The sequence below is a fragment of the Streptomyces sp. NPDC005141 genome, assembly GCF_053599975.1.
This window is the reverse complement of sequence record NZ_JBSFYW010000007.1, coordinates 57,446-82,501: the sequence shown is the minus strand read 5'-3', so window position 1 is coordinate 82,501 and position 25,056 is coordinate 57,446. Positions and strand designations below refer to the sequence as shown.

The 25,056-nt window shown below is 71.2% G+C and carries 22 protein-coding genes and 1 pseudogene; 15 read left to right on the top strand and 8 right to left on the bottom strand.

What is annotated here, in order from left to right; translation table 11 throughout:
* Positions 1–191: 191 nt before the first annotated feature.
* Positions 192–614, top strand: coding sequence for an SseB family protein (locus ACWD68_RS07915; RefSeq protein WP_451805596.1), 423 nt, complete (start codon positions 192–194; stop codon positions 612–614).
* A gap of 49 nt (positions 615–663) precedes the next feature.
* Here the strand turns inward: ACWD68_RS07915 and ACWD68_RS07910 are convergent, their stop codons facing one another.
* The 3 genes from ACWD68_RS07910 to ACWD68_RS07900 all read right to left on the bottom strand — a co-directional run bounded on the left by ACWD68_RS07910 (position 664) and on the right by ACWD68_RS07900 (position 2,838).
* A complete protein-coding gene (locus ACWD68_RS07910; protein WP_451805595.1) occupies positions 664–1,056 on the bottom strand; it encodes a MarR family winged helix-turn-helix transcriptional regulator in 393 nt (130 codons plus the stop codon).
* A 165-nt stretch (positions 1,057–1,221) separates the two neighbouring features.
* On the bottom strand, positions 1,222–1,572 hold the full coding sequence (locus ACWD68_RS07905) for a VOC family protein (RefSeq protein WP_451805594.1): 351 nt from the start codon (positions 1,570–1,572) through the stop codon (positions 1,222–1,224).
* A gap of 240 nt (positions 1,573–1,812) precedes the next feature.
* Positions 1,813–2,838 (bottom strand): LacI family DNA-binding transcriptional regulator, encoded by a 1,026-nt coding sequence (locus ACWD68_RS07900; RefSeq protein WP_451805593.1) that lies wholly within the window; start codon positions 2,836–2,838, stop codon positions 1,813–1,815.
* A gap of 153 nt (positions 2,839–2,991) precedes the next feature.
* Here ACWD68_RS07900 and ACWD68_RS07895 point away from each other — a divergent pair, with 153 nt between their 5' ends.
* Entirely contained in the window at positions 2,992–4,203 is a 1,212-nt protein-coding gene (locus tag ACWD68_RS07895) for an RNA-guided endonuclease InsQ/TnpB family protein (protein WP_451805592.1), read from the top strand.
* A 19-nt stretch (positions 4,204–4,222) separates the two neighbouring features.
* Here the strand turns inward: ACWD68_RS07895 and ACWD68_RS07890 are convergent, their stop codons facing one another.
* Genes ACWD68_RS07890 through ACWD68_RS07880 form a run of 3 tightly spaced genes read right to left on the bottom strand, consistent with a single transcriptional unit; the run spans position 4,223 to position 7,367 of the window.
* On the bottom strand, positions 4,223–5,128 hold the full coding sequence (locus tag ACWD68_RS07890; protein ID WP_451805591.1) for a carbohydrate ABC transporter permease: 906 nt from the start codon (positions 5,126–5,128) through the stop codon (positions 4,223–4,225).
* Positions 5,125–6,048: a carbohydrate ABC transporter permease gene (locus ACWD68_RS07885; protein WP_451805590.1), complete on the bottom strand. Its 924-nt coding sequence runs from the start codon at positions 6,046–6,048 to the stop codon at positions 5,125–5,127. Before ACWD68_RS07885 ends, ACWD68_RS07890 begins: the two co-directional genes overlap by 4 nt.
* On the bottom strand, positions 6,045–7,367 hold the full coding sequence (locus tag ACWD68_RS07880; protein ID WP_451805589.1) for an ABC transporter substrate-binding protein: 1,323 nt from the start codon (positions 7,365–7,367) through the stop codon (positions 6,045–6,047). The genes ACWD68_RS07885 and ACWD68_RS07880 overlap by 4 nt, the downstream gene beginning before the upstream one ends.
* A gap of 310 nt (positions 7,368–7,677) precedes the next feature.
* On the opposite strand from ACWD68_RS07880, the gene ACWD68_RS07875 reads away from it, so the two are divergent.
* From ACWD68_RS07875 to ACWD68_RS07815, 13 genes are all read left to right on the top strand, one after another.
* Positions 7,678–9,699 (top strand): beta-galactosidase, encoded by a 2,022-nt coding sequence (locus ACWD68_RS07875; protein ID WP_451805588.1) that lies wholly within the window; start codon positions 7,678–7,680, stop codon positions 9,697–9,699.
* A gap of 683 nt (positions 9,700–10,382) precedes the next feature.
* Positions 10,383–11,942 carry a glycoside hydrolase family 53 protein gene (locus ACWD68_RS07870; RefSeq protein WP_451805710.1) on the top strand — a complete coding sequence of 520 codons (1,560 nt, stop codon included), beginning with the start codon at positions 10,383–10,385 and terminating at the stop codon, positions 11,940–11,942.
* A gap of 144 nt (positions 11,943–12,086) precedes the next feature.
* A complete protein-coding gene (locus tag ACWD68_RS07865; RefSeq protein ID WP_451805587.1) occupies positions 12,087–12,374 on the top strand; it encodes an ArsR/SmtB family transcription factor in 288 nt (95 codons plus the stop codon).
* Between the two features lie 4 nt (positions 12,375–12,378).
* The gene (locus ACWD68_RS07860; RefSeq protein ID WP_451805586.1) at positions 12,379–13,362 is read left to right on the top strand and encodes an SMP-30/gluconolactonase/LRE family protein; all 984 of its coding nucleotides are present in this window, start codon (positions 12,379–12,381) and stop codon (positions 13,360–13,362) included.
* 203 nt (positions 13,363–13,565) lie between these two features.
* On the top strand, positions 13,566–14,042 hold the full coding sequence (gene crcB / locus ACWD68_RS07855) for a fluoride efflux transporter CrcB (RefSeq protein WP_451805585.1): 477 nt from the start codon (positions 13,566–13,568) through the stop codon (positions 14,040–14,042).
* Positions 14,039–14,443: a DUF190 domain-containing protein gene (locus tag ACWD68_RS07850; RefSeq protein ID WP_451805584.1), complete on the top strand. Its 405-nt coding sequence runs from the start codon at positions 14,039–14,041 to the stop codon at positions 14,441–14,443. The genes crcB (ACWD68_RS07855) and ACWD68_RS07850 overlap by 4 nt, the downstream gene beginning before the upstream one ends.
* Positions 14,440–14,814, top strand: coding sequence for a fluoride efflux transporter CrcB (gene crcB / locus ACWD68_RS07845; RefSeq protein WP_451805583.1), 375 nt, complete (start codon positions 14,440–14,442; stop codon positions 14,812–14,814). The genes ACWD68_RS07850 and crcB (ACWD68_RS07845) overlap by 4 nt, the downstream gene beginning before the upstream one ends.
* Positions 14,815–14,897: 83 nt before the next feature.
* The gene (locus ACWD68_RS07840; RefSeq protein WP_451805582.1) at positions 14,898–15,734 is read left to right on the top strand and encodes an undecaprenyl-diphosphate phosphatase; all 837 of its coding nucleotides are present in this window, start codon (positions 14,898–14,900) and stop codon (positions 15,732–15,734) included.
* Between the two features lie 203 nt (positions 15,735–15,937).
* Positions 15,938–16,615: a FadR/GntR family transcriptional regulator gene (locus tag ACWD68_RS07835; protein WP_451805709.1), complete on the top strand. Its 678-nt coding sequence runs from the start codon at positions 15,938–15,940 to the stop codon at positions 16,613–16,615.
* Positions 16,616–16,895: 280 nt separating this feature from the next.
* Positions 16,896–17,882 carry an asparaginase gene (locus ACWD68_RS07830; RefSeq protein WP_451805708.1) on the top strand — a complete coding sequence of 329 codons (987 nt, stop codon included), beginning with the start codon at positions 16,896–16,898 and terminating at the stop codon, positions 17,880–17,882.
* A gap of 167 nt (positions 17,883–18,049) precedes the next feature.
* Complete coding sequence (locus tag ACWD68_RS07825; RefSeq protein WP_451805581.1) at positions 18,050–19,000, top strand: glutaminase; 951 nt, start codon at positions 18,050–18,052, stop codon at positions 18,998–19,000.
* A gap of 443 nt (positions 19,001–19,443) precedes the next feature.
* Positions 19,444–20,850, top strand: coding sequence for a polyprenol phosphomannose-dependent alpha 1,6 mannosyltransferase MptB (gene mptB, locus ACWD68_RS07820; RefSeq protein ID WP_451805580.1), 1,407 nt, complete (start codon positions 19,444–19,446; stop codon positions 20,848–20,850).
* 134 nt (positions 20,851–20,984) lie between these two features.
* Positions 20,985–22,424 (top strand): glycosyltransferase 87 family protein, encoded by a 1,440-nt coding sequence (locus ACWD68_RS07815; RefSeq protein ID WP_451805707.1) that lies wholly within the window; start codon positions 20,985–20,987, stop codon positions 22,422–22,424.
* Positions 22,425–22,438: 14 nt separating this feature from the next.
* Here ACWD68_RS07815 and ACWD68_RS07810 read toward each other — a convergent pair.
* Together ACWD68_RS07810 and rho are read right to left on the bottom strand one after the other, a co-directional pair.
* Positions 22,439–23,341, bottom strand: a pseudogene (locus ACWD68_RS07810) (D-alanyl-D-alanine carboxypeptidase family protein); the annotation flags it as partial.
* An 89-nt stretch (positions 23,342–23,430) separates the two neighbouring features.
* Positions 23,431–24,672, bottom strand: a complete 1,242-nt coding sequence (rho, locus tag ACWD68_RS07805) for a transcription termination factor Rho (RefSeq protein ID WP_451805579.1) — start codon at positions 24,670–24,672, stop codon at positions 23,431–23,433.
* Positions 24,673–25,056 lie beyond the last annotated feature (384 nt).

Genomic DNA, 25,056 nt, shown 5'->3' with positions numbered 1-25,056 from the left:
GCCTCCGGCCCCGGGCCGGACAGCGGATCGCTGCTTCTTTCCCCAGGCGGGACAAGGGATCGCGGCTCCCGGTCCCGAAGGGGAGGACCAGAATGAATGGCGTGGTGTGCGTTGGGTACGCGTCGGTCGATGCGCCCGGGAGCGAGACCGGCCCGGGTGGCCGCCCGCCCACCACTACCCCGGGATCTGCCATGGACACGCCCTTGAACAACCACCACCCCACCGCAGCCGCGGCGACACCCGCACAGGAGGCACTTAACACCCTCGCCGAGAACACCCAGGACCCCGCGGCGCTGGCCACGCTCGCCGGCAGCGATGTGCTCGTGCCCGTGCCGGACGACGTCTCCGACGCGGACGTCGCCGATCCCACGGCCGTCGCACTGCCCGTCCTGGACCAGCCGGGCGGGGAACAGGTGGTTCCGGTGTTCACCTCCGAGCTGGAGATGGCCGAGCTCCTGCCGTCCGTCTCCCGCTACCGTCTCGTGCCTCTCGGTGCGCTCGCCTCCCAGTGGCCGTCGGACGATCTGGCCCTCACGATCGACGCCAGCTCACCGCACGGACTGACCCTCACCTCCGAGGGGGTGCGCACGCTGCTGGCCCGGCCACAGGGCTGACGGCGGCGGAGCCCTGCCGGACGGTGCCGCGTTCGTGCTGCCGAGGACGTCAGTCGCGCAGCATGCGGGCGAGCACCGACCGCTGCAGGGGGAGCACCTCGGCGTGCAGGTCGCGGCCCTTCGAGGTGAGGGCCACCCACACTCCGCGGCGGTCCTCCTGGCAGACGGTGCGTTCCACCAGGCCGTCCTTCTCCAGCCGGCCGATGAGCCGGGACAGCGCGCTCTGGCTCAGATGGACCCGGCCCGCGATGTTCTGTACCCGGCACTGCTCGCCGGGCTCCGAGACGGTGCCCGAGGCGAGGATGTCCAGGACCTCGAAGTCACTGGCTCCGAGGCCGTGCGGATGCAGCACGCGGTCGATCTCGCACATCGTGCGCGCGTGCACCGAGAGGATGTCCCGCCACTGGTCCTCCAGGCGGGCACTGGACGTCTGCGTAGCCATAACTGAACGGTAACAGAGATTCGGCCGGTAGTTGAGTGTGCAACTAGTGTGCCTGCATTCAGTCGCCACTCGCCCCCACCCGGTCACTGCCGTCCTTCCCCGGTCACCGTCACCCGTATCCAGTCGCCGTCGGCCCACGTTCGGAAGGCCAGGTGGGCCTGTCTGTCAGGTGGTGGGGTCCTGGATCAGCCCGATCTGGTTGCCCTCCGCGTCCTTCACCGACGCGACCAGCCTGCCATTGCCCACGTCCTGGAGCTCCTGGAGCGTCTCGGCGCCGGCGCCGAGCAGGGCCGACAGGGACTCCTTGATGTCGTCGACGTGCCAGAAGGGGACCGGTCCGGTCAGCCCCTTGGCGTGGCCGTTCGGGTCGAGGCCGACATCCTGACCCGCGTCCTTGAAACCGACGTAGTACGGCTCGTCCACATACGGCTCCACCCCCAGCAGTGCGGTGAACAGAGCCTTTGCCTTCGCGATGTCCTTGACGGGGTAGATGATCGTCTTGACTCCGGTGGTCATCCCGACTCCTCGTGGTGAGTGGCGGCCGCGTCGGCCGGCTGTCGTGCCGCCGGCGTTCCGACGGTCGTTTCACGCTAAGCCGGGGGACGCGCGTATGGCTTCTCGAATCCTGACCGGCGCGCCGGACCTGCCCGCAGCGGAGCCGGGCCCCGGGAGAGATCCGGTCCAGGGGCCCCCGTGTTTCCGGGGCAGGTCCGGGGCGGCCACTCGGGCGCGCCCCGGCATGCTCCGGTGTGGCCTTCAGGTGGACTCGCGGCGCACCAGTTCCGTCGGCAGGATCACCGCCGCCGGATCCTCGCCGCCGATCTGGGCGAGGAGCACCCGGACCATCTCGGAGCTGATGCGGTCCCAGGGCTGGCGGATGGTGGTGAGGGCCGGGGTGGCGGCCGTGGCGGCGGGGGAGTCGTCGAAGCCGCCGACCGCGACGTCCTCCGGGACCTGCCGGCCGGCCTTGCGCAGCGCGGCCAGCACTCCCTGGGCCATCAGGTCGGAGGCGACGAACACGGCGTCCATGTCCGGGGCGCGGTCGAGGAGCCGTTCGGCGCCCGCCTCGCCGCTGGCGCGGCTGTAGTCGCCGGAGGCGATCAGACGGTCGTCGGCCTCGACGCCCGCCTCGGCGAGCACCTCCCGGTAGCCCGCGAGGCGCTCGACTCCGCCGGGGGTGTCCAGCGGGCCGGTGACCATACCGATCCGGCGCCGTCCGAGGGAGAGCAGGTGCGCGACCATGTCCCGGGCGCCGTCCCGGTCGTCGGCGGCGACGTAGCTCACCTTCGACCCGAGGCCGATGGGCTTGCCGCACGCGACGAGCGGCACACCCGCCTCGCGCAGTTCCTCGGCGACCGGATCGCCGGAGTGGCTGGAGACCAGCAGCACCCCGTCGACATGGCCCGCCGTGATGTACCGCGTGATGCGCCGCCGCTCGTCCTGGGTGCCGGCGAGCATCAGCAGGAGGGGTACGTCGTGCGCGGCGAGCGCCTGGGTGCAGCCGCGCAGCAGGACGTTGAAGTTCGGGTCCTCGAAGAACCGCTCCTGGGGCTCGGTCAGCAGGAAACCGACAGAGTCGGACCGTCCGGTGATCAGTGAGCGGGCATGCCGGTTCACGACGTAGCCCGTCCTGCGGATGGCGGCGTTGACCGCCTCTGCCGCCGAGGGGCTGACGTAGTGCCCGCCGTTGAGCACACGCGAGACGGTGCCCCGCGAGACACCCGCCTCACGCGCGACGTCGTGGATCGTCGGCGGCTTGCGCCGGCCTCCCATGTTGCTCATCGGATGCCTCCGGGGAAACCCCGGTTCAAGCCGGGGAGGAATCGGATTGCCTGCGGAGTGGGGCAGGGGGAGACGATTTGCCGCCGGGGCGGATCGTCGCTCATCACCTAAAGTCCGCAGGTGATCACAATCTGTTGTGGTAGTTTGTGAGACGTGGCCAAAGAGGTGAAGCGGGCGTTCAAGTTCCGCTTCTATCCGACGGATACGCAGGCGGCGGAGCTGTCGCGCACCTTCGGGTGCGTGCGGAAGGTCTACAACCTGGCCCTCGAGGCCCGTACCGCCGCGTGGTACCGGCGGCAGGAGAGGGTCAACTACAACGCGACCTCGGCGATGCTCACCGCGTGGAAGAAGACCGAAGAACTCGCCTTCCTGTCCGAGGTGTCCTCGGTCCCTTTGCAGCAGTGCCTGAGGCATCTGCAGGGTGCGTTCACCAGCTTTTTCGAGGGGCGGGCGAAGTACCCGCGGTTCAAGTCGCGCAAGAAGTCCCGCCGTTCGGCGGAGTACACCAGCTCGGCGTTCCGCTACCGCGACGGCGCTCTCACGCTCGCCAAGATGCGTGAGCCCCTGGACATCGTGTGGTCGAGGCCGCTCCCGGAAGGCGCACAGCCGTCCACGGTGACGGTGTCCCAGGACGCGGCCGGACGCTGGTTCGTGTCGCTGCTCTGCGACGACACGGTCCCCGCGGCACCGGCCACCACGGCCGCTGTCGGGATCGACGCGGGGATCACGTCCCTGGCGACCCTGTCCACCGGGGAGAAGATCACCAACCCGAGGCACGAACGCCGTGACCGGGCCCGCCTGGCGAGGGCCCAGCGGGAGCTGTCCCGCAAGGCCGAAGGTGACGGCAAGAACCGGGCCAAGGCTCGCCGCGAGGTGGCCAAGGTTCATGCCCGGATCGCCGACCGGCGCCGCGATCACCTGCACAAGCTGACTACTCGTCTCGTCCGTGAGAACCAAACGGTCGTGATCGAGGACCTCACCGTCCGCAACATGGTCGAGAACCACGGGCTCGCCCGAGCAATCTCGGACGTGGCCTGGCGTGAGCTGCGGGGGATGCTGGAGTACAAGTGCGCCTGGTACGGGCGCGAATTCGTCGTGATCGACCGCTGGTTCCCCTCCAGCAAGCTGTGCGGGAACTGCGGCACGATCCGGGCGAAGCTGCCGCTGCATGTCCGTACATGGACGTGCGAGTGCGGCACGGTGCATGACCGCGACGTGAACGCGGCGAAGAACGTTCTCGCGGCCGGGCTGGCCGTGTCTGCCTGTGGAGACGGTGTAAGACCTCAAAGGGAGTCCTCCCGGACGGGGCGGTCGTCGGCGAAGCAGGAATCCCGGCGGGTGACCGCTGGAATCCCCCGCCTTTAGACGGGGGAGGAAGCCAAGGTCATGATTTTACGGCTCCGGACAGCAGGTCGAGGCTCCAGAAGCGCTGGATGACCAGGAACAGCGCGACCAGCGGGATGATCGCGAGCAGGGCGCCGGTGATCACCAGGGTGTACAGCGCCGGAGTGTTGGAGCCCTGCTGGAGGAGGGTGAACAGGCCGAGCGTGATCGGGAACTTCTCGTCGTCGCTGAGCATGATGTAGGGGAGCAGGAAGTTGTTCCACACGGCCACGAACTGGAACAGGAACACCGTCACCAGACCGGGCACCATCATGGGCAGCGCGACCCGGGTGAAGATCCGCCACTCGCCGGCGCCGTCCATCCGTCCGGCCTCGACCACGTCACCGGGGACGGCGGCGGAGGCGTAGATCCGGGCGAGGTAGACGCCGTACGGGGAGAGGACGAGGGGCAGGAGCACCGACGCGTACGAGTCCGTCAGGTCCGCCTTGGCGAGGAGCAGGTACTGCGGGATCGCGAGGATCACCGGCGGCATCAGCACACCGGCCATGAGGATGCTGAAGATGGTCTCGCGGCCCCGGAAGCGGTAGATCGCCAGGGCGTAGCCGCTGATCGCCGAGACGGCCGTCGACAGCAGGGCGCCGAGACCGGCGTAGAGGGCGGAGTTGCCCATCCACTTCCAGTAGATGCCGTCGCGGTAGGCGTTGAGGTCCTTGACGTTCTGGGTGAAGCCGGTGCCCGGCAGGAACGTGAACGTCGAGAACAGCTCGCGGCCCGACTTGGTCGCCGCGATCACCACCCACGCGACGGGCAGCAGGCAGTAGAGCGCGCCGAGCAGCAGTGTGAGGGTCGGGACCAGGGCGATCCGGTGGCGCAGGAGCGGCCCCCGCGCGGTGCCGGGGCTCGTGCCCGCGGCCGGCGCCGCCTTGCGGACGGCCAGAGAACTCATCGTGCTTCCTCCTGCTTGGTACGGGAGTTCGCGGCGCGCAGGAAGCCGAAGGACAGGATCAGGGTGACCACGGCGATGATCACGGCCTCGGCGGCGGCCGCGTAGATGTCACCGGCGCCGAACGCGTCCCGGTAGACCTTCATCAGCGGACTCCACGTCGTGGAGACGGAGTTGGTGAGCGGCTTGAGGGTGGTCGGCTCGCTGAACACCTGGAGGGTGGCGATGATCGAGAAGAAGAAGGTGAGCACCAGGGAGGGCGCCACCATCGGGATCTTGATCCGCAGGGCGGTCTGCAGCGGGGTGGCGCCGTCGAGCCTCGCAGCCTCGTACACCTCGGCCGGGATGGCCTGGAGCGCGGTGTAGATGACGATCATGTTGAAGCCGGTGCCGCCCCAGACCGCGATGTTCGACAGCGCGAAGTACAGCGGGCCGCCGTCCAGCAGGTTCGGCTGCGGCATGCCCAGCTTGTCGAGGACGAAGTAGAAGGGGCTGACGTCCGGGAGGTACAGGAAGCCCCACAGCATGGCCGCGACGACGCCCGGGATGGCGTACGGCAGGAAGATCGCGAGCCGGGTGAAGGGGGCGAGGCGCACCTTGTCCGCGTCGAGCATCAGCGCGAAGAGCAGCGCGAGGCCGAGCATCACCGGCACCACGATGGCGCCGTAGCCCGCCACGCGCAGCGCGCCGTCGATCAGTTCGCTGTCGGTCAGCGCGTCGGTGTAGTTCCTGAGGCCCGCCCAGACCTCCTTGCGGGCGCCGGAGCCCAGACCGAGGCCCTTGACCTGGACCTTGTGCAGGCTCAGCCAGAGCGCGTAGCCGATGGGCAGGGCGAAGAAGAGGACGAAGAGGATCGTCGCGGGGAGGAGAAAGCCGTACGGGGCCCCCTTGACCCCGTACGGCTTCCGGCGTGCGGTCGTCACTGAGCGACCCCGAAGCCCTGCTTCTTCAGGTCGGCGACGGTGGTGTCCTGCATGGTCTTCAGAGCGGCACCGAAGTCCGACTTGTTCTTGGAGGCCGCGCCGAAGGCGTCGTTGAAGGACGTGTAGGCGACGTTCACGTTCGGGCCCCACGCGGACGGGGCGGTGGTCTTGGCGATCTCCGAGGCCTTCGTGTAGAAGTCCGGCTGGTTGGAGAAGAAGGCCGGCGGCTGCGAGAAGGCGTCACTGAGCTGGGCGTTGGTGGACGCCGGGTAGATGCCGCTCTCCTTGGCCAGCGCGGCCACCGCCTGCGGGTCCGTGTTCAGCCAGGACGCGAACTTCGCGGCGGCCGCCTTGTGCTGGGAGTCCGTGGTGACGGCCGTGGAGGAGCCGCCCCAGCTGCCGGTGACGTTGTCGCTGCCCGACCACTGCGGCAGCGGGGCCATCGCCCACTTGCCCTTGGTGTCAGGGGCAGCCGTGGTGAGGGTGCCGGGTGCCCACACGGCGCTGACCCAGGCGATCTGCTTGCCGGTGTTCAGTGCCTTGTTCCAGGCGGGCTGGTACATGGGCTGGTTGTCGATCGCGCCCTCCTTGACGAGACCTCCCCAGAAGTCGGCGACCTTGCGGGTGGCCGTGTCGTCGATCCCGACCTTCCACTTGTCGCCGGAGGTGGTCCACCACTGGGCGCCCGCCTGCTGGGCCAGACCGGCGAAGAGGCCCGAGTCATTGGCGGAGAAGGTGGTCAGGGCCCTGTCCGGCGCCTTCTTCTTCAGCGCGCGGGCGGTGTCGGCGAACTCCTCCCAGGTGGTCGGGACGGTCAGGCCGTACTTCTTGAACAGGTCCGCGCGGTAGTAGAACATCATCGGGCCGATGTCCTGCGGGATCGCGTAGACCGCGTCCGTCCCCAGGGTCGTCTGCTGCCAGACGCCGTCGGCGAACTTGCTCTTGGCCTCCTTGGACTCGCCGGCTATGTCGGCGAGGGCGTCATTGCTGACCAGCGTCGGCAGGGCCTGGTACTCGGCCTGGACCAGGTCCGGTGCCTTCTTCGCCTTGTGCGCGGTGATGATCTTGGTGACGAGATCGTCGCCCGACGCCTGCTTCTTCACCGTGACGGTGATCTGCTGCTTCTTCCCCGGCCCCTTGTTCCAGAGGTCGACGACCTTGTCCATGCCCGGCGCCCAGCTCCAGTACGTCAGCGACGCGGGTCCGGACTGGGTTTCGCTCTTGTCGTCGTCCGACGAGCCGCAGGCGGCGAGCGAGGTGGCGCCGAGGACGACGGCGATGGTGCTGGCCACGAGGCGGCTGTGCTTCGTGTTGGGCATGGAACGTTCTCCCCTGACCTGGGCCCCCGCCTGCTGCGGAGGCCTGCCCTGTGCTTGCGCGGTTCGCCTTCGGGGGCGCGTCCGTCGGTACCTGGAAACGGCCTCGCGCCCGGCCTTTCGGGCCTTCGCACGGTCGCCTCTCGACACCGGAGCTCCCCCTTCGGCACCCTCGCGGTGCTTCTGTGAGCGTTCACAGTAGAGAAACATCCCGGACACTTGTCAATGGTTGTTGCTGTGCGGTTATGTTGGACTCACGCCGCTGGCGCTGTGTGTGCACGTTCCCAAATGATCGATTACACGGGAGAGATCCATGCCGGAGACCAACCCCAAGGGCCTCACCGGGCTCGCCTTCGGTGGGGACTACAACCCCGAGCAGTGGCCGGAAAGCGTCTGGCCCGAGGACGTCCGGCTGATGCGCGAGGCGGGCGTCACGATGGTGAGCGTCGGGATCTTCTCCTGGGCGCTGCTCGAACCGGTTCCGGGCACCTACGAGTTCGGCTGGCTCGACCGTCTGCTCGACCTGCTGCACGAGAACGGCATACGCGCGGACCTGGGCACCCCCACCGTCGCGCCGCCCGCCTGGTTCTACCGCGAACACCCCGAAGCGCTCCCCGTGGCCGCCGACGGCACCCGCTACGCCTTCGGCTCACGCGGCGCCATCTGTCACAGCAACACCGACTACCGCGCCGCCGCCGCCTCCATCACCACCCGGCTCGCGACCCGCTACGCCGACCACCCCGCGCTCGCCCTGTGGCACGTCCACAACGAGTACGGCGTCCCCGTCTCGGCCTGCTACTGCGCGTCCTGCGCCGCGCACTTCCGCCGGTGGCTCACCGGCACCTACGGCACGATCGACGCGCTCAACGAGGCCTGGGGGACCGCCTTCTGGGGCCAGCGCTACGCCGGCTTCGACCAGATCGACCCGCCGCGCGTGACCCCGACCGTCGGCAATCCGGCCCAGGCGCTGGACTACAAGCGGTTCGCCGACGCGACCATGCGCGAGAACTTCGTGGCCGAACGGGACATCCTCCACCGCCTCGCGCCGGGCATCCCCGTCACCACCAACTTCATGACGGCCCTCAGCCAGTGCGACTCCATCGACTACTGGGCGTGGGGCCGCGAGGTCGACCTCGTCACCAACGACCACTACCTGATGACCGACGGCCGCCGCACCCACGTGAACCTCGCGATGGCCGCCGACCTCACCCGATCCGTCGCGGGCGGCGCCCCCTGGCTGCTCCTCGAACACTCCACCTCGGGCGTCAACTGGCAGCCCCGCAACCCCGCCAAGGCGCCCGGACAGATGGGCCGCAACTCCCTCTCCCACGTGGCGCGCGGCTCCGAGGGCGCCATGTTCTTCCAATGGCGGCAATCCCGGCGCGGCGCCGAGAAGTTCCACTCCTCGATGCTGCCGCACGCCGGCACCGACTCACGGGTATGGCGCGAGGTCGTCGAACTCGGCGCGTCCATCGACTCGTTGGCCTCCGTCAAGGGCACCCGCACGGTCGCCGACGTCGCCGTTCTGTGGGACTGGCAGTCCTGGTGGGCGCAGAGCCTCCAGTGGCGCCCCAGCGAGGACCACGACGCACGCGAGCGCGCCGACGCCTTCTACGCCGCCCTCTACGACCGCCACCTCACGGTCGACTTCGCCCACCCGGAAGCCGACTTGTCGGCCTATCCCCTTGTCGTCGTACCCGCCCTCTACCTGATGACCGAGGCCGCGGGGAACAACCTCAGGGAGTACGTCGACAACGGCGGCACGCTCGTCGTCTCGTACTTCTCCGGCATCGTCGACGAACACGACGCCGTGCACGAGGGCCCCCACCCCGGCGCCCTGCGGGACGTACTCGGCCTGACCGTAGAGGAGTTCTCCCCGCTGCTCCAGGACGAGCTGGTCCGGATCACCGGGCCCGACGGCTCCGAACTCACGGGCGACGTATGGACCGAGTTCGTGGTGCCGCGCGGTGCCGAGATCGTCTGGACGTACGCCGACGGGCTCACCGCCGGTCACCCGGCGGTCACCCGGCACCGCCTCGGCGCCGGTTCGGCCTGGTACGTGTCGACGCGTCTCGGAGCGGCGGGCTTGGACGCCCTGATCGGCCGGGCGGCCGACGACGCCCGCGTCGCGCCGCGTGCCGATCTGCCCCGCGATGTCGAAGTGGTGCGCCGTGCCGGTGAGTCGGGCACCTATGTGTTCGCCGTCAACCACACCTCGTCGGACGCCAAGGTGCCGCTGGACGCGCACGGCACCGAGCTCCTGACGGGCGAACGCGCCGCGGGCCGCCTCGCGGTTCCGGCCGGCACGGTGCGGGTCGTGCGCCTCGACGACTGACCGGGGTGACGGCCGTGCGCGTCGCCCGGCGGGCGCGGACGTCACCAACTCCGCTTCGGGATGCGGGGCTTGCGCAGCATCGCTCGCGTCCAGTGGGCCGGAGGGCCGGTGGCCGCACTCCGTGCCGCCCGGCCGTGACCCGGCCGCGGCGCGGCGGCCGTCCCGGCCGGAATCCCGGCGGCGGCGCCGGTAACCGTCCAGGGCGCCACTCGGAGGCGGCAGCGAAGTCCTCCGGCCGCCCAGCCCGCCGGAACACCCGCACAGCCGTCCAGGTCGCGGCCCCGCGACGACCCCCGAGCCGGCGGGCTCCCAACCTGGTGATCGGACCCGGCCGTTCAGGTCGCGCAATCCGGTGACCGCCCCGGAGCCGTCGGGATCGCAATCCGGTGAACGCCCCCCATCGTTCAGGCCGCCCAACCCGGTGACCGCCCCGGAGCCGTCCGGGGTCTCAACCCGGCTGTTCCCCCCAGCCGTTCAAGCCGCGCAACCCGGGGTCACCGCCTCCGATCCGTCCGGGTCGCGCGGTCCGCCGGTCGCTCCAACTGCCGTCCGAGTCAAGGTGCTCGACGGCGAGCCGACTCCCCTCCGCCCGTGTGAGCCATGAAGCCGCGGGCGGAGGGGTTCGCCCCCGGATCCACCGGGGGCACCCACTCCCCACCACGTCGAAGGGACGACGGACGATGATGTTCCATCCCAGACGCACACTCAGGGCTCTGCTGCTGCCGCTTGCGGCCGGGCTCGCCCTCACCGCCCTCCCCGCGCAGACCGCGCAGGCGGCGAGCACCCTGACCAACGCCGGATTCGAGGCCGACGGAGCCGGCGCCGCGGCGCCCAGCGGCTGGTCGGAGTACGGCGACACCGGCGCCTCGTACGTCGAAGCCGGTGGCCACGGCGGGAGTTACCGCCTCAGCCACTACTCCGCCTCGGCGTACAAGGTGGAGACGTACCAGTACCTCTCCGGGCTGACCAACGGGAACTACAAACTCACCGCGTGGGTGCGCTCGGGCGGCGGACAGAACTCCGCCTACCTCGCCCTGAAGAACTGCGGCGGCACCGAGCAGCGCACCGATCTGCCCGTCTCCGCGAGCGGGTGGATCCACCTGGTCGTTCCCGTCGCCGTGACGGGCAACCAGTGCACGATCAGCGTCTACTCCGACGCCAAGGCCGGGAACTGGATCAACGTCGACGACCTGACGTTCACCTCCGGCACCACCGGACTGACCGTCAAGGGCTCCGACATCTCCTCCCTCGCCAAGAGCGAGGCCTTCGGCGGGGTCTACAAGACCAGTTCCGGCACCACCGGTGACGCGCTCGCCATCCTCAAGTCCTCCGGGATGAACTACGCGCGCCTCAAGGTCTGGGTGAACCCGGCCGACGGCTACAACAACAAGGCCCGCGTCCTCGCGACGGCCAAGCGCGTCAAGGCGCAGGGCATGAAGCTCCTGGTGGACTTCCACTACTCGGACACCTGGGCCGACCCCGGCACCCAGACCAAGCCGGCCGCCTGGTCGGGACACTCGTACAGCCAGTTGAAGACGGACGTCTACAACCACACGTACGACGTGCTGGGTGCCCTGAAGGCGCAGGGCACCACGGCCGACATGGTGCAGATCGGCAACGAGATCAACGGCGGCATGCTCTGGTCCGAGGGCTCCACCGACAGCTTCGCGCAGCTCGCCGGTCTGCTCAACTCCGGCTACGACGCGGCCAAGGCGGTCAGCTCCTCCACCGTGGTGGCGCTGCACCTGGCCAAGGGCGGCGACCTCGCCGGAACCCGCTGGTGGTTCGACAGCGCGGTGTCCAACGGCGTGAAGTTCGACGCCATCGGCCTGTCGTACTACGGTTACTGGCACGGCTCGCTCTACGACTTCCAGACGACCCTGGACGACGCGGCCGCTCGCTACGGCAAGCCGGTCTTCCTCGCAGAGACGGCCTATCCCTTCCGTCTGGACAGCGACGACGCGCTCGTCAACCAGATCGACACGACCGGTGAACTGGTCTCCGGCTACGCGGCCACGACCGCCGGGCAGTCCAACTGGCTGCGGGACGTCATGAACATCGTGGAGGCCGTGCCGAACGGCCGCGGCCTCGGCGTCTTCTACTGGGAGGCCACCTGGACCGCGGTCACCGGCAACGGCTGGGACCCGGCCGACTCCGCCTCCGGCAACGGATGGGAGAACCAGGCTCTGTTCGGCTTCGACGACAAGGCGCTTCCGGCCATGTCGCTGTTCAGTCACCGCTGAGCGCGACGGGGCCCGGCCGCCGGTGCGGCCGGGCCCCGTGCGTTTTCGGAGCCGCTCGGCTCCGGCCAGGGTCGTGGAAGGCCGTGCGTGCTGCCCCGGGCTGCGGGACAGTAGCGGGAGACCGTCACGACGGAGGGGGACGAGATGCTCAAGGGGCCCGTCAATGGGCAACGGCTGGACATCCTGGAGTGGTTGCGCGACCCCGCGGTCCACTTCCCGCCGCAGCGCCGTGGCGACCTCCTCGAGGACGGCGTCAGCCCCGAGGCCCTCGCCGTCAAGCTCGGTGTGAGCCGGGCCGTGGCCCGCACCCATCTCGACCTCCTCACCGGGGTCGGTCTGCTGCGTGCCAAGAAGCTCGGACGGCGGACCTACTACCGCCGCGACGAGTTCCGCATCGCCGAGGTCAGTCACTACTTCGAGAAGGGCTGGTAGGCGCGTGGGACACGGGTCCACTACGGCGACGGTTCCCCTCGCCCTCCTGCCCCGGCGCCTGGTGCCGCTCGGCGGCCGCGGCCCCGAGGACGTGGTGGCCGACTCCCGGGGCCGGGTGCTGACCGGTCTGGAGGACGGCCGCATCGTCCGCGTCGAGGGGCTCGGTGATCCCGCCCGCACCGACGTCCGGGTCGTCGCCGAGACGGGCGGCAGGCCGCTCGGTCTCGAACTCCTCCCGGACAACGCCCTGTTGGTGTGCGACGCCGAACGCGGGCTGCTGCGGATCGGGCTAGACGACGGAGTCGTCCGCGTCCTCGCCGACCGGGTCGCCGGTGTGCCCCTGCGCTTCTGCAGCAACGTCGTCGCGCTCTCGGACGGCACGGTGTACTTCACCGTCTCCAGCGGCAGTTACCCCCTCGAGCAGTGGATCGGCGACCTCGTCGAACACGCCGGTACCGGTCGCCTGCTGCGACTCGCACCGGGGGAGACGGAACCCGAAGTGCTCCTGGACGGGCTCCAGTTCGCCAACGGCCTCGCCCCCTCGGCCGACGAGTCCTTCCTCGTCCTCGCGGAGACCGGCCTGTCACGCCTCACCCGCTACTGGCTCACCGGGCCGTCGGCGGGCCGTGCCGAGACCTTCCTCGACGACCTCCCCGGCCAGCCGGACAACCTCTGGCGCGCCCCGGGCGGTCCGATCTGGGTGGCGCTCGCGGGACCCCGCGTCGGCGCCCTGGAACTCCTGCACCGGCGCGGCCCGGCCGTCCGGCGTGCCGCGGCTCGCATCGCCGTGCGCGCCCCCTTCCGCCCGCCGGGCACCATGGGCGCCCTCGCGGTCGACGACGAGGGCCATGTCCTGCACCACCTGCGAGGCCGCCGTGCGCGATTCCGCATGGTCACCAGCGTCTGCGAGGCCGACGGCAGGCTGATCCTCGGAAGTCTCTGGGAGCGCGGCCTCGCCGTCTGCGATCTGCCCGGCGCCCCCGGCTGAGCCGCCGCGCGAGGCCTGTCACGGCACGGCCCGCGTGTGCGCTGCCCGCACCTCCGCCGCTATCCTGTTCACCTGCCGCGATCTTGCGTCGCGGCGCGGCGGTGGGGCCCGCCGTACCCGAACCGCGGCACGGAATGCCGCCAACGGTCCCTGCTTGCGATGCCGTGCGCCCGCACCGGCCCGGCGAGTAGGAGCCCAGGTACATGACAGTCCCGCATCCCGAGCGCGTCGACGAATCCGGCACTCCCGTGCGCGCGCCCGCGCGCAGAGCGTCCCCCTGGCGCGGCCAGGGCCCCGTCGTCGCGATGGTCTCCCTCGGCGGCGCCATCGGCGCCACGGCCCGCTACGGAGCGGGGCTGCTGTGGCCCACCCAGGCCGGTGCCTTCCCCTGGACCACGTTCGCGATCAATGTCGTGGGCTGTGCCGTGATCGGCGTCTTCATGGTGCTGATCACCGACGCGTGGGCGGCGCACCGCCTCGTACGGCCCTTCTTCGGCACCGGGGTCCTCGGCGGCTTCACCACCTTCTCGACGTACGCCGTCGACATCCGGACACTGGTCGACACCGGCCACCCGGGCACCGGGCTCGGCTACCTCGCCGCGACCCTGTTCGCCGCGCTCGCGGCGGTGTGGCTCGGGATGACGGCGGCCCGCCGCGCCCTGGCACGGAGGCGGCGATGACGAGACTGACGGGCAGCGCCCTGCGGGTGACGATCTTCATCGGCGAGAACGACACCTGGCACCGCAAGCCGCTCTACGCGGAGATCGTGCACCGTGCCCACGCGGCGGGCCTCGCGGGCGCCAGCGTCTTCCGCGGCATCGAGGGGTTCGGCGCCTCCTCCCTCATCCACACCTCGCGGCTGCTCTCGCTGAGCGAGGACCTTCCGGTGGCGGTGATCGTGGTGGACACCGAGGAGCGCGTACGGGCCTTCCTGCCGCAGCTCGACGAACTCGTCACCGAGGGGCTGGTGATCCTCGACGACTGCGAGGTCATCCGCTACGTCGGGCGGGACGGCACACCTGAGGACACATCCGGCGCCGGCGGTGCCGAAACGCCTGGGCAGAGTGAGAAGTCGTTGTGAATTGGCTGCTGGTGATCCTCGGCGCCGCGGTCGGCGCGCCCCTGCGCTATCTGACCGACCGGGTGGTGCAGCTGAGGCACGATACGGTCTTCCCCTGGGGCACCCTCGTCGTCAACGTGACAGGGTGCCTGATCCTGGGCCTGCTGACCGGCGCCGCCTCGGCCGGTCAGGTCTCCGAGCATCTGCAACTCCTGATCGGGACCGGTCTGTGCGGGGCGCTCACCACGTACTCGACGTTCTCGTACGAGACCCTGCGGCTGACCGAGACCGGTGCGGGGTTCTACGCTGCCGCCAACGTGATAGTGAGCGTGACGGCGGGCCTCGGCGCGGCGTTCGCCGGGGTCTCGTTCGCGCAAGCCGTGTGGGCGTAGGTGCCGGGCGCCGTCGCGCATAGGCGACACTGTCTTCTGCACCGTCTACAGCACTGTCGACCAACTCCTCAGAACTGGATCCCATGAGTGTCATCAACGTCGGTCAGGCCGTCGTCCTCGGAGCCGTCGAGGGGGTGACCGAATTCCTCCCCGTCTCCTCGACCGGCCACCTCAAGATCACCGAGGGGCTGATGGGAATCCCCGTCGACGACAACGCCGTCGTCGGCTTCTCCGCGGTCATCCAGGTCGGCGCGATCGCCGCCGTGCTCGTGTACTTCTTCAAGGACATCGTGCGGATCGTCTCCGCCTGGGGGCGTGGGCTGCGCGACAAGGACGAGCGGCACAGCCACGACTACAAGTTCGCCTGGTGGGTCATCTACGCGACGATCCCGATCGTGGTCGTGGGTCTCGCGGCCAAGCCGCTCATCGAGGGTCCGCTGGCCTCCCTGTGGGTGGTCGCGGGCTCCCTGATCGCCGGCAGCGGTGTGATGTGGGCGGCCGACCAGATGGGCCGCCACAAGCGCGGTGAGGACGACACCTCGTTCAAGGACGCCATGCTGGTCGGCAGCTCCCAGATCCTCGCCCTGCTCTTCCCGGGCTTCTCGCGCTCCGGCGCCACCATGTCGACGGCGCTCATCCTCGACCTGGACCGCGTCGCCGCCACCCGCCTCTCCTTCTTCCTCGGCATCCCCGCCCTGACCGGCGCGGGCCTGTACGAACTCAAGGACGCCCTCGGCATCGGTGTGGGCGCCGCCCCGCTGCTCGCCGGCACCCTCGTGTCGTTCGTCGTCGCCTACGGCTCGATCGCCTGGCTGCTGAAGTTCGTCGCCAAGCACTCCTTCAACGCCTTCGTGATCTACCGGATCGTGATCGGCGTGGCGCTCTTCGGACTGCTCGGCGCGGGAGTTCTCGACAGCTGACACCGCCCCTGGCGCCGGCGCGAGCCGGCCCGAGGACACGAACCAGCCGCGCCCAGGGGGCGCGAAGCCGCATTCCGGGCTTCGCGCCCCCTGGGCGCTTCCCACCGCCCCGCTTGACATCCCGGCAGGCCGCCCGGATTATCACGTCCGTGAACCTGTCAGACAGCCAGACAGGTGGAGCGGTACCGCGGCGGGTCAGTGCCATGGAAGCGGTGCTCACCCACCTCCGCGACGCCATCGAGCGCGGCGACCACGCCGTCGGCGACAAACTCCCCTCCGAGGCGGAGCTCTGCCGCCGTCTCGAGGTCAGCCGCCCCGTGCTGCGCGAGGCACTGCGGGCCCTCCAGGTGATGGGCCTGACCGTCTCCCGCACCGGCAAGGGCACCTTCGTGGTCGCCGACGCGGTCCAGGACCCCACCTTCGGCGACTACGCGGCAGGCGACCTGCTCGAAGTGCGGCGCCATGTCGAGATCCCCGTCGCCGGTTACGCGGCCCTGCGCCGCACCGCGGAGAACCTCGACCACCTCGCGCATCTGCTCGACCGGATGGAGCGGGAGACCGACACCACGGCCTGGGTTGCCATGGACACGATCTTCCACATCGCCATCGCCGAGGCCTCCCAGAACCCGGTCTTCCGCCGCGTCATCGAGGAGATCCGCGACGCGCTGGCACGCCAGTCGGCCTTCCTGAACGACCTCGGCGGCCGTCGCGAGCAGTCGAACCGGGAACACCGGGCGATCGTCGAAGCGCTGGTCGACGGCAGCGAACACGACGCCACCGAAGCCATGGCCCATCACCTCGACCGGGTGGACACCGCACTCACCTCCATCGTGCGCCCCGAGCGCACGGACACCCTCACGAAAGGCGGTCCCGAGGCATGAGCGCGCTCTCCCCGCGACACGACATTCCAGTGGCATCCCGTACGCCGGCGCAGGACTACCGGGTGACGCCCCCGGCGTCCGCGCAGGACATCCGGGCGGCGTTCCGGGCGTGCGCGCCCGTCGGCGCTCGCAGGTCGGCCGGGCCGCGCCGCGCGCCCGCCGCCCTCGCACCGGCCTCGTGCCGGTACGGCACATGCCGTCCGGACGCCCGGATACGGGTCGGGGCCGCCGCGTGAACCCGACCTTGACGTACGCCGGTCCGCCCGCCGTCGCGGCCCCCGTGATCCGCGAACCCCTGCACGCGCCCGTCGCCCACCTCGTGCGCGGCGGCGTGATCGAGGGAATCCACTACGGTTCGGTCGTCGTGCTGGCCGCCGACGGGAGCGTGGAGCTCCAGATCGGCGACATCGAGGCCGCCTTCTACCCGCGCTCGGCACTCAAGCCCGTACAGGCCGTGGCGATGCTGCGCGCCGGCCTCCCGCTGAACGGCGAACTGCTCGCGCTCGCCGCGGCCAGCCACTCCGGCGAGGAACGCCACCTCGCAGGCACCCGGCACATCCTGGAGTCGGCCGGGCTGCCCGAGGAGCGGCTGCGCAACATCCCCGACCTGCCCTTCGACCCGGTCGTCCGGGAGACCTGGGTACGCGAGGGCCGGCTGCCCTCCCGGCTCGCCCAGAACTGTTCGGGCAAGCACGCGGCCATGCTGTACACCGCCCGCCTCAACCACTGGTCGCTCGACGACTACCTCGACCCGTCCCACCCGCTCCAGCGGACGATCGCCGAGGCCGTCGAGGACCTCACCGGACAGGCCGTCGCCCAGGTCACCGTCGACGGCTGCGGCGCGCCCCTGTTCTCCGTCTCACTGCACGGTCTCGCCCGCGCCGCCGTCCGGATCGCGGGCGCCGCGCCGGGCACCCCGGAGGCCCGGGTGGCCGACGCGATGCGCGAGCACGCCGAGATGGCCTCCGGGTCCGGGCGTGACGTCGCCGCGCTGATGAGGGCCGTGCCCGGGCTGCTCGCCAAGGACGGCTTCGAGGGCGTGCAGGTGGCGGCGCTGCCCGACGGCCGCGCCGTCGCCGTGAAGATCGCCGACGGTGCCGACCGGGCACGTGTCCCGGTGGCCGCCGCGGCCCTGGCGCGGGCCGGGGTCGACCCGGCCGCCCTCGCCGAATTCGCGGGCGCGCCCCTCCTCGGCGGCGGCGCGGTGGTCGGCAGCATCCGCCCCGTCCGCGCCCTCGACCCCCTCGCCCGGCCGGCGTACGCCTGACGCCCTGCGGGGATCCACGCGACCACCTGCGGGGGTGGCCGAACTCGCGCCGAGGAGAGCCCTGTTGCGGTCCCAGCGTCTGCGGGCGCCCCGACGGCCCCGGGCTGTCGCGAGCACGCCCCCGGGACCGCCCGAGCGATGAGCGGCGGGACCGGGCAGGCGGCACAATGGTGATCATGCCCGCGTATTCGTCGTATCCGTCCTCCCTGACCTTCCAGCCGGTCCTGGAGCGCATCGCCACCGAGATCGCGCAGACGCCGGGACGGGGGCGGCCCGCCGACTACATCCCGGCGCTGGCCGCCTGCGACCCGCGCCGCTTCGGCATGGCCGTCGCGGAACTCGACGGCACGGTGTACGGAGTGGGGGACTGGCAGAAGCCGTTCTCCACGCAGTCCATCACCAAGGTCTTCACGCTCGCCCTCGACCTGGCCCGCGAGGGCGACGAACTGTGGGAGCACGTAGGCCGCGAGCCCTCCGGCAACCCGTTCAACTCCCTGGTCCAGCTGGAATACGAGAACGGTATCCCGCGCAACCCGTTCATCAACGCGGGAGCCCTCGTCGTCACCGACCGGCTGCAGACGCGGACCGGGGACGCGGCCGGCACCCTGCTGGAGTTCCTGCGGGCCGAGAGCGGCAACGCGGAGCTCACCTTCGACAAGGACATCGCCGCGTCCGAGGCCGCGAACGGCGACCGCAACGCGGCGCTCGGCCACTTCATGGCGTCCTACGGCAACATCGACAACCCGGTGCCGGTCCTGCTCGAACAGTACTTCCGGCAGTGCTCGATCGCGGCGTCCTGCGCCGACCTCGCCCTCGCCACCGGGTTCCTGGCCCGGCACGGCATTCGCGCCGACGGCGGCCGGCTGCTCACCCAGAGCCAGGCCAAACAGGTCAACGCCATCATGCTGACGTGCGGGACGTACGACGCCGCGGGCGACTTCGCCTACCGGGTGGGGCTTCCGGGCAAGAGCGGGGTGGGCGGCGGCATCATCGCCGTGGTGCCGGGCCGCTGCACGCTGTGCGTCTGGAGCCCGGGCCTCGACGAGCGGGGCAACTCGGTGGCGGGCGTGGCGGCCCTGGACCGCTTCACGACCCTGACCGGGGTGTCGGTGTTCTAGCCCCGGCCGTGCCACGGGAGCCCCGGCCGTGCCACGGGAGCCCCGGCCGTGTGACTGGAGCCCCGGCCGCGTCGCCCGCAGGTCCGGACCACCCGCCGATCGTCGACTCGCGCCGTCGGTCGACTCGCGCCGTCGGTTGCCCGCGGACTCGCGCGAAGCTCGCCGACGCGCCAAGTGCCGTCCCGGGTCGACCGTCCTCCCGGGTCGACCGTCCTCGCGGGCCGACGTCCTGTCGGCCCGATCGTCCTCCCGCACGGACTGCCGTTCCGCACACCCTGCGCGCCCCGCATCGACCGTGCGACCAACACGGCAGACGCGGCGGCCGACGCGGTATCCGCGCTGCTTTCGCGTCACCACGCGGAGGTCATACGTCTGACCCCGCCAGGAGTGCGCCGCGTCGCCTTCCGGCCACCCGGCCTTGCCACGCTTGCGGAGTGTTGGCCATGGCTTTTCCCGTCGATCTCCGCCGCTGCCAGGCTCTGGGCCTGGCCGGAACCGCCTTTCTCGCGCTGGGCGGCGAGACCGCGGGGGCCCTGCCCGCGCGCGAGTTCCTCGCCCCCGAGTCGGGGCGTGCCGTACTCGGCCTGGTCGGGGTGTACTTCGGCGTCGTTCTGCTGATCGCCGCCTGGGCTCTGCTGGGCACCGTCGTACGTGGGCCCGAACCGCCGACTCCGCGTTCCCTGTTGCTCGTTCTGGCCGTATGGGCGGCGCCGCTGCTGCTCGCGCCCCCGTTGTTCAGCCGGGACGTCTACAGCTACCTTGCGCAGGGCGCAATGGTCGACTCCCACATCGACGTGTACGCGTACGGACCCGCGCGGCTCGGCGGCCCGCTCGCCGACGAGGTGGCACCCGTCTGGCAGCGGACGACGACGCCGTACGGTCCGGTCTTCCTCGCCGTCGCCTCCGCCCTGTCGGCGCTGACCCGCGGGCAGATACCGGCCGGACTGCTCGGCATGCGCCTGGTCGCCCTGCTCGGCGTCGCCCTGATGGCGGCGGCCCTGCCCCGCCTCGCCCGGCACAGCGGCGCCGATCCGGCCGCCGCGCTGTGGCTCGGCGCGCTCAACCCTCTGGTCCTGCTGCATCTGGTGGCCGGCGCGCACAACGACGCCATCATGCTCGGTCTGCTCGGTGTCGGCCTGGTGGCCGCGCGTGGCCGATGGCACCTTCTCGGCGTCGTCCTGATCGCCCTCGCGGCGCTGGTCAAGGCGCCCGCCGCGCTCGGCCTGCTGGCGGTCGTCGCGCTGCGTGGGCGCGGGCGAGGGCGCCGGGGGACGGCGCGGGCCACGGTGACGACCCTGGTGGTCGCGGCCGCCACGACGGTCGCAGCGACGGCGGTGGCCGGTACGGGGTACGGCTGGATAGCCGCACTGAAGACGCCCGTCTCGCCGCACAACTGGTCACCCACCAGCGTGCTCGGCCGCGCCACCGGCGCCGCGCTCCAGAAGCTCGGCAGCGGCCTCGCGCCGCTCGCCGTGCCCGCCTGGCACGCGGCCGGACTCGTGGCGACCGTGTGCCTGCTGCTGTTCATTTGGCTCCGGCTGCGACCGCACCCGGTGTACGCGCTCGGCCTGAGCCTGGCCGCGGTGGCGGTGTTCGGGCCCGCCGTCCGGCCCTGGTACGCGCTGTGGGGCCTGTTCCTCATAGCGGCGGCGGCCCCCACTGGTTCGATGCGGGGCCGTGTCGCCGCCGTCAGCGCGGTGCTCGCGCTCGCGGTGCTGCCGAGCGGGGCACCGGCGGATGTCGAACAGGTGGTCCTCGCCGTCTCCGGGGGAGTGCTCGCCCTCGTCGTGCTCTGGCAGGCCCACCAGGCGGCGCAGCCGAACGCACCGGTTCTGGAGCGGACGGCATGACAGAGGACCCGAGGCGTGGGACGGGTCCGACCGGGTCGAGGGGGACGACGGGAGTGGAGACGCCGAGCGGCGTGCGGGGTCCGAGCGGCAGGGCGCCGAGCGGGCCGAGCGGTCCCGGTGGCACGGGGGCGGTACTGAGCACCGATCGCCGGCGCCTTGCCCTTGTCCTCGGACTGGCCTTCGTCGTCGTCGGGTTCACGGCCACCGTGCCGCTGCTGCGCGACTGGTTCGACCTGCGGGTGTACTACGGCACGGTCGACTCCTGGGTCCACCACGGCGGCCGGATCTACGACTACCGGGTGCCGGGAACGACGTACGGCTTCACCTATCCGCCGTTCGCGGCCCTCGGCATGCTGCCGATGGCCCTGGTCGGGCTGCGCACGGCGATCGCCCTCGGACTGCTGCTCAACCTCGCCGCGCTGGCCTGCGTGGTGGCGGTCCTGGTCGGACCCGCACTGCGCCGCTACGGCTGGTTCGGCTGTGCCCTGACGGCCTGTCTGCTGGCCCTGTTCGAACCGGTCCGCGACACCTTCAGCTTCGGCCAGGTCAACCTGGTCCTGCTCGCCCTCGTGCTGAGCGACGCCTGGCTGCTGTCGAGCGGGCGCGGTCGCTGGGCGGGCGTCGGGATCGGCCTCGCGGCGGCGATCAAGCTCACGCCCGCGCTCTTCATCGTGCTGCTCCTGCTCGGCCGCCGTCGCCGTGCTGCCGGTGTCGCGACGGCCGTCGCGGCCCTGGCCACCGCGCTGGCTGCCTGGGTGGCGCCGGACGCCTCGCGCTTCTACTGGACCGACGCGCTGTGGGACACAGCCCGTGTCGGGCGTCTGCCCTACGTCTCCAACCAGTCGTTGCAGGGCGCCCTGGCCCGGCTCACGGCCCCTGAGGACCCGAGCCGGGCCCTGTGGGCGACGGCCGTTCTGCTGGTCCTGTGCGTGTGGGCCCGGCGGGTCTCGCGGGCCCTGGCCGACGGGGACTGGACCTCCGCGTTCGCCCTCACCGGCCTCGCCGCCTGTCTCGTCAGCCCGATCACCTGGGTGCACCACCTGGTGTGGCTGCTGCCGTCCTTCGCCGTGCTGATGCACAGGCGCCGGCTGCGGGTCGCGGCGGTTCTGTACGCGGTGCTGTGCTCTAGCGTGGTGTGGCTGTGGTTCGACGACGCGTCGGGCCTCGACGGGTTCCTCGGCAGCAACGCCTATACGTGGGTCACGCTCGGGCTGCTGGTGTGGCTGCCCGCCGGTCAGCCGCGTGGGGCCTGGGCCGCCTTGATCCGCAGGGCGAGAGCGACGCTCGCGGCACCCAGACCGGCGGCGCCCGCGATCCCGGCCGCGGCGGACCAGTCGAAGCCTTCGCCGTCCGGGGTCGCGGCGGCCACGGGCCGTGCGGTGACCTCGGGCCGTGCGGTGGCCTTGGGCCGTGCTGCGGGACCGGCCGGGGCGACCGGAGCGGAGGGACCGGCCGCGGGCACGGCACGTGTGTCGAGCAGTGTTCCCACGGGCTCGACACGGCCGACCGCCTCGAAGCCCCAGTCGAGCAGCGAGCGCGCCTCCTCGTACACGGTGAACCCGCCGCCCGCCTGAGGGTTCATCAACGTGACGACGAGGGTGCGCCCGTCGCGGCGCGCGGCGGCGACCAGGGTGTTGCCGGCGTTGGTGGTGTAGCCGTTCTTGACCCCGATCAGACCCGGGTAGGGCGCCACCCCGTTCGCGCCGGTCAGCAGCCGGTTGGTGTTCTGGATGCCGTACCAGGAGCCGCCGTCGCCGGGGAACATGGAGTCGACGGTGCCGCAGTACCGTGCGAAGTCGGCGTTGCGCAGCCCGGCCCGTCCGAAGACCGCCAGGTCGTACGCCGACGACACCTGCCCGGGTGTGTCGTACCCGTCGGGCGAGACGACGTGGGTGTCGCGGGCGCCGAGCGAGCGGGCCTTGGCCTGCATCTGGGCGGTGGTGCTCTCCCAGCCGCCGTTCATCGCGGCGAGCACGTGCACGGCGTCGTTGCCGGAGTTGAGGAAGACTCCGCGCCACAGGTCCGCCACGCTGTAGGTGTGTCCCTCGGCGACGCCGACCAGACTGCTGCCCGCGCCGATGCCTTCCAGCTCCTCCTCCTTGACGGTGTGCCGGATGTTGCCGGGCAGCGAAGGGAGGACGGTGAGGGCGAACAGGGTCTTGAGGGTGCTGGCGGGCGGCAGCCTGCGGTGGGCGTTGTGCCCGGCGAGTACGTCGCCGGTGCGGGCGTCGGCCACCAGCCACGACAGCGCGGAGATGTCCTCGGGGACCTCGGGCGCCCCGGTCCGTGGGCGTACCTGCGTCCCGGTCCGGTAGAGCGTCGAGGACTGCGACGCGGCGGGCCGGGGTGCCCTCGGACCCGCACCGGCGAGTGCGGCGGCCGGGCTCGTCGCGGCCAGCACACCGACCACGCAGACGGCGGAGCAGGAGCGGGCGGCGCGCGCTACCGAGGAGCGAGAAATGGCGGCCCGGAGCGAGAATCCGATGGTCATACCGCAAACGTAGGAACGGACTCGCGACACGCCCGGCTGCCCGGGCCGAGTGTCGACGTCGAGCACCCGGATGCCACAGGTGCGGGGGGTCAGGAGGGCAGGGTGGGCTGGACCTGGCGCAGGAAGGCGGCGTTGTCCGGGGTGGCGCGCAGCCGCTCCAGGAGCGTTTCCAGGCCGGCCTGCCCGTCCCGCGTCCCCAGGGCGCGGCGAATGCCTCGTGCGGCGACCAACTCGGCCGTGGGCAGCAGGAGTTCCTCGCGGCGGGTGCCGGAAGGAGTGATGTCGACGGCGGGGAAGACCCGTCGGCCGGCCAGGGTCCGGTCGAGCCGGAGCTCCATGTTGCCGGTGCCCTTGAGCTCCTCGAAGAAGAAGTCGTCGGCGCGGGAGCCGGTCTCCACCAGGGCGGTGGCGAGGATGGTGAGCGAGCCGCCCTCCTCGGCGAGGCGCGCCGCTCCGAAGAGCCGCTTGGGGCCCTGGAGCGCGGCGGCGTCGACACCGCCGCTGAGGGTGCGACCACCGGCGGCCGCCGCGTTGTTGTGCGCCCGGCACAGGCGGGTGAGGGAGTCGAGCAGGATCACGACGTCCTGGCCCGCCTCGACGAGCCGCTTGGCCCGCTCGACGACGAGCTCGGCGAGCGCGATGTGCTGCCTGGGCGACTGGTCGAAGGTGGAGGCGAAGACCTCACCGCGTACGGAGCGCCGCATGTCGGTGACCTCTTCGGGCCGCTCGTCGAGCAGCAGCACCATCAGATGGCACTCGGGGTGGTTGCCGGCCACGGCGGCGGCGATCTGCTGGAGCAGTACCGTCTTGCCGGTCTTGGGCGGGGCGACGATCAGGCCGCGCTGGCCCTTGCCGACCGGCGCGACCAGGTCGACGACGCGTCCGGTCAGTCCGCTCGACGGGTGTTCCAGCCGGAGCCGGTCACGCGGGTGCAGCGGGGTGAGGTCGCCGAAGTGCGGGCGACGGCGCAGCTCTTCGGGCGCACGGCCGTTGATCCGCTCGACCTCGGTGAGGGTCCGGGGCCCGCCGCGCACACCTTGCACGGTGTCGCCCTTGCGCAGGCCGTGACGGCGGATCAGCGCGGGGGAGACCTGAAGGTCGGTGGACGAGGGCAGGCAGTTCGTGGAGCGCAGGTGTCCCTTCCCGTTGCCGTCGATGTCGAGGACACCGGTGGCGACCTGGGTCCGGGGGCGCTGCTGTACAGGGGGGCGTTCGAGGGTGATGGTCATGGGATGTCCTTTCACGGACGGGGATGCATGGGACATGCGGAAGCAAGGGGAGAGAGGCCGCGAAGGGAGGGCGCGGGGCGCGCCTCGGCGCGGCGGGAACATCACCTCGGGTACGACGGGAGCGATACCCGGACCGTGTTCGAGAGGTGATGCTGAGAAGCTGGTCCGCCGGTCGGAATCGACGGCGTGACAGCGGGAGAGGAAAGGGCACCGGCGCCTGAAAGAAGTGGCGTACACGAGTGCTGATCGGACTGTACCACGTGCTGGACCCGTTCGGCTGTGATCCGTCTCTCGGCGGCTCACGAGCGGGCGGCACAGCAGGGGCGCCGTGGCTCCGCCAGCCACTCCCGGCAGGACACCGCGCGGGCCTTCCGGCACCGGCGTGGCCTGCGAAGTCGGCCGCTCGCCTTTAGGCGGCGCATCCGCATCCCCACCCCCTCAACACGTTCAGGGCCTCGTTCATTCCGTGTCCGCTCGGATGAGGTC

Coding starts and splice junctions, on each gene's coding strand:
- mptB (WP_451805580.1), top strand. CDS start 19,444: ATGGCTTTTCCCGTCGATCTCCGCCGCTGCCAGGCTCTGGGCCTGGCC.
- ACWD68_RS07915 (WP_451805596.1), top strand. CDS start 192: ATGGACACGCCCTTGAACAACCACCACCCCACCGCAGCCGCGGCGACA.
- ACWD68_RS07900 (WP_451805593.1), bottom strand. CDS start 2,838: ATGAGCAACATGGGAGGCCGGCGCAAGCCGCCGACGATCCACGACGTC.
- ACWD68_RS07825 (WP_451805581.1), top strand. CDS start 18,050: ATGGTGATCATGCCCGCGTATTCGTCGTATCCGTCCTCCCTGACCTTC.
- ACWD68_RS07880 (WP_451805589.1), bottom strand. CDS start 7,367: ATGCCCAACACGAAGCACAGCCGCCTCGTGGCCAGCACCATCGCCGTC.
- ACWD68_RS07870 (WP_451805710.1), top strand. CDS start 10,383: ATGTTCCATCCCAGACGCACACTCAGGGCTCTGCTGCTGCCGCTTGCG.
- ACWD68_RS07865 (WP_451805587.1), top strand. CDS start 12,087: ATGCTCAAGGGGCCCGTCAATGGGCAACGGCTGGACATCCTGGAGTGG.
- ACWD68_RS07835 (WP_451805709.1), top strand. CDS start 15,938: ATGGAAGCGGTGCTCACCCACCTCCGCGACGCCATCGAGCGCGGCGAC.
- ACWD68_RS07840 (WP_451805582.1), top strand. CDS start 14,898: ATGAGTGTCATCAACGTCGGTCAGGCCGTCGTCCTCGGAGCCGTCGAG.
- ACWD68_RS07850 (WP_451805584.1), top strand. CDS start 14,039: ATGACGAGACTGACGGGCAGCGCCCTGCGGGTGACGATCTTCATCGGC.
- ACWD68_RS07890 (WP_451805591.1), bottom strand. CDS start 5,128: ATGAGTTCTCTGGCCGTCCGCAAGGCGGCGCCGGCCGCGGGCACGAGC.
- ACWD68_RS07910 (WP_451805595.1), bottom strand. CDS start 1,056: ATGGCTACGCAGACGTCCAGTGCCCGCCTGGAGGACCAGTGGCGGGAC.
- crcB (WP_451805585.1), top strand. CDS start 13,566: ATGACAGTCCCGCATCCCGAGCGCGTCGACGAATCCGGCACTCCCGTG.
- ACWD68_RS07875 (WP_451805588.1), top strand. CDS start 7,678: ATGCCGGAGACCAACCCCAAGGGCCTCACCGGGCTCGCCTTCGGTGGG.
- rho (WP_451805579.1), bottom strand. CDS start 24,672: ATGTTCCCGCCGCGCCGAGGCGCGCCCCGCGCCCTCCCTTCGCGGCCT.
- ACWD68_RS07905 (WP_451805594.1), bottom strand. CDS start 1,572: ATGACCACCGGAGTCAAGACGATCATCTACCCCGTCAAGGACATCGCG.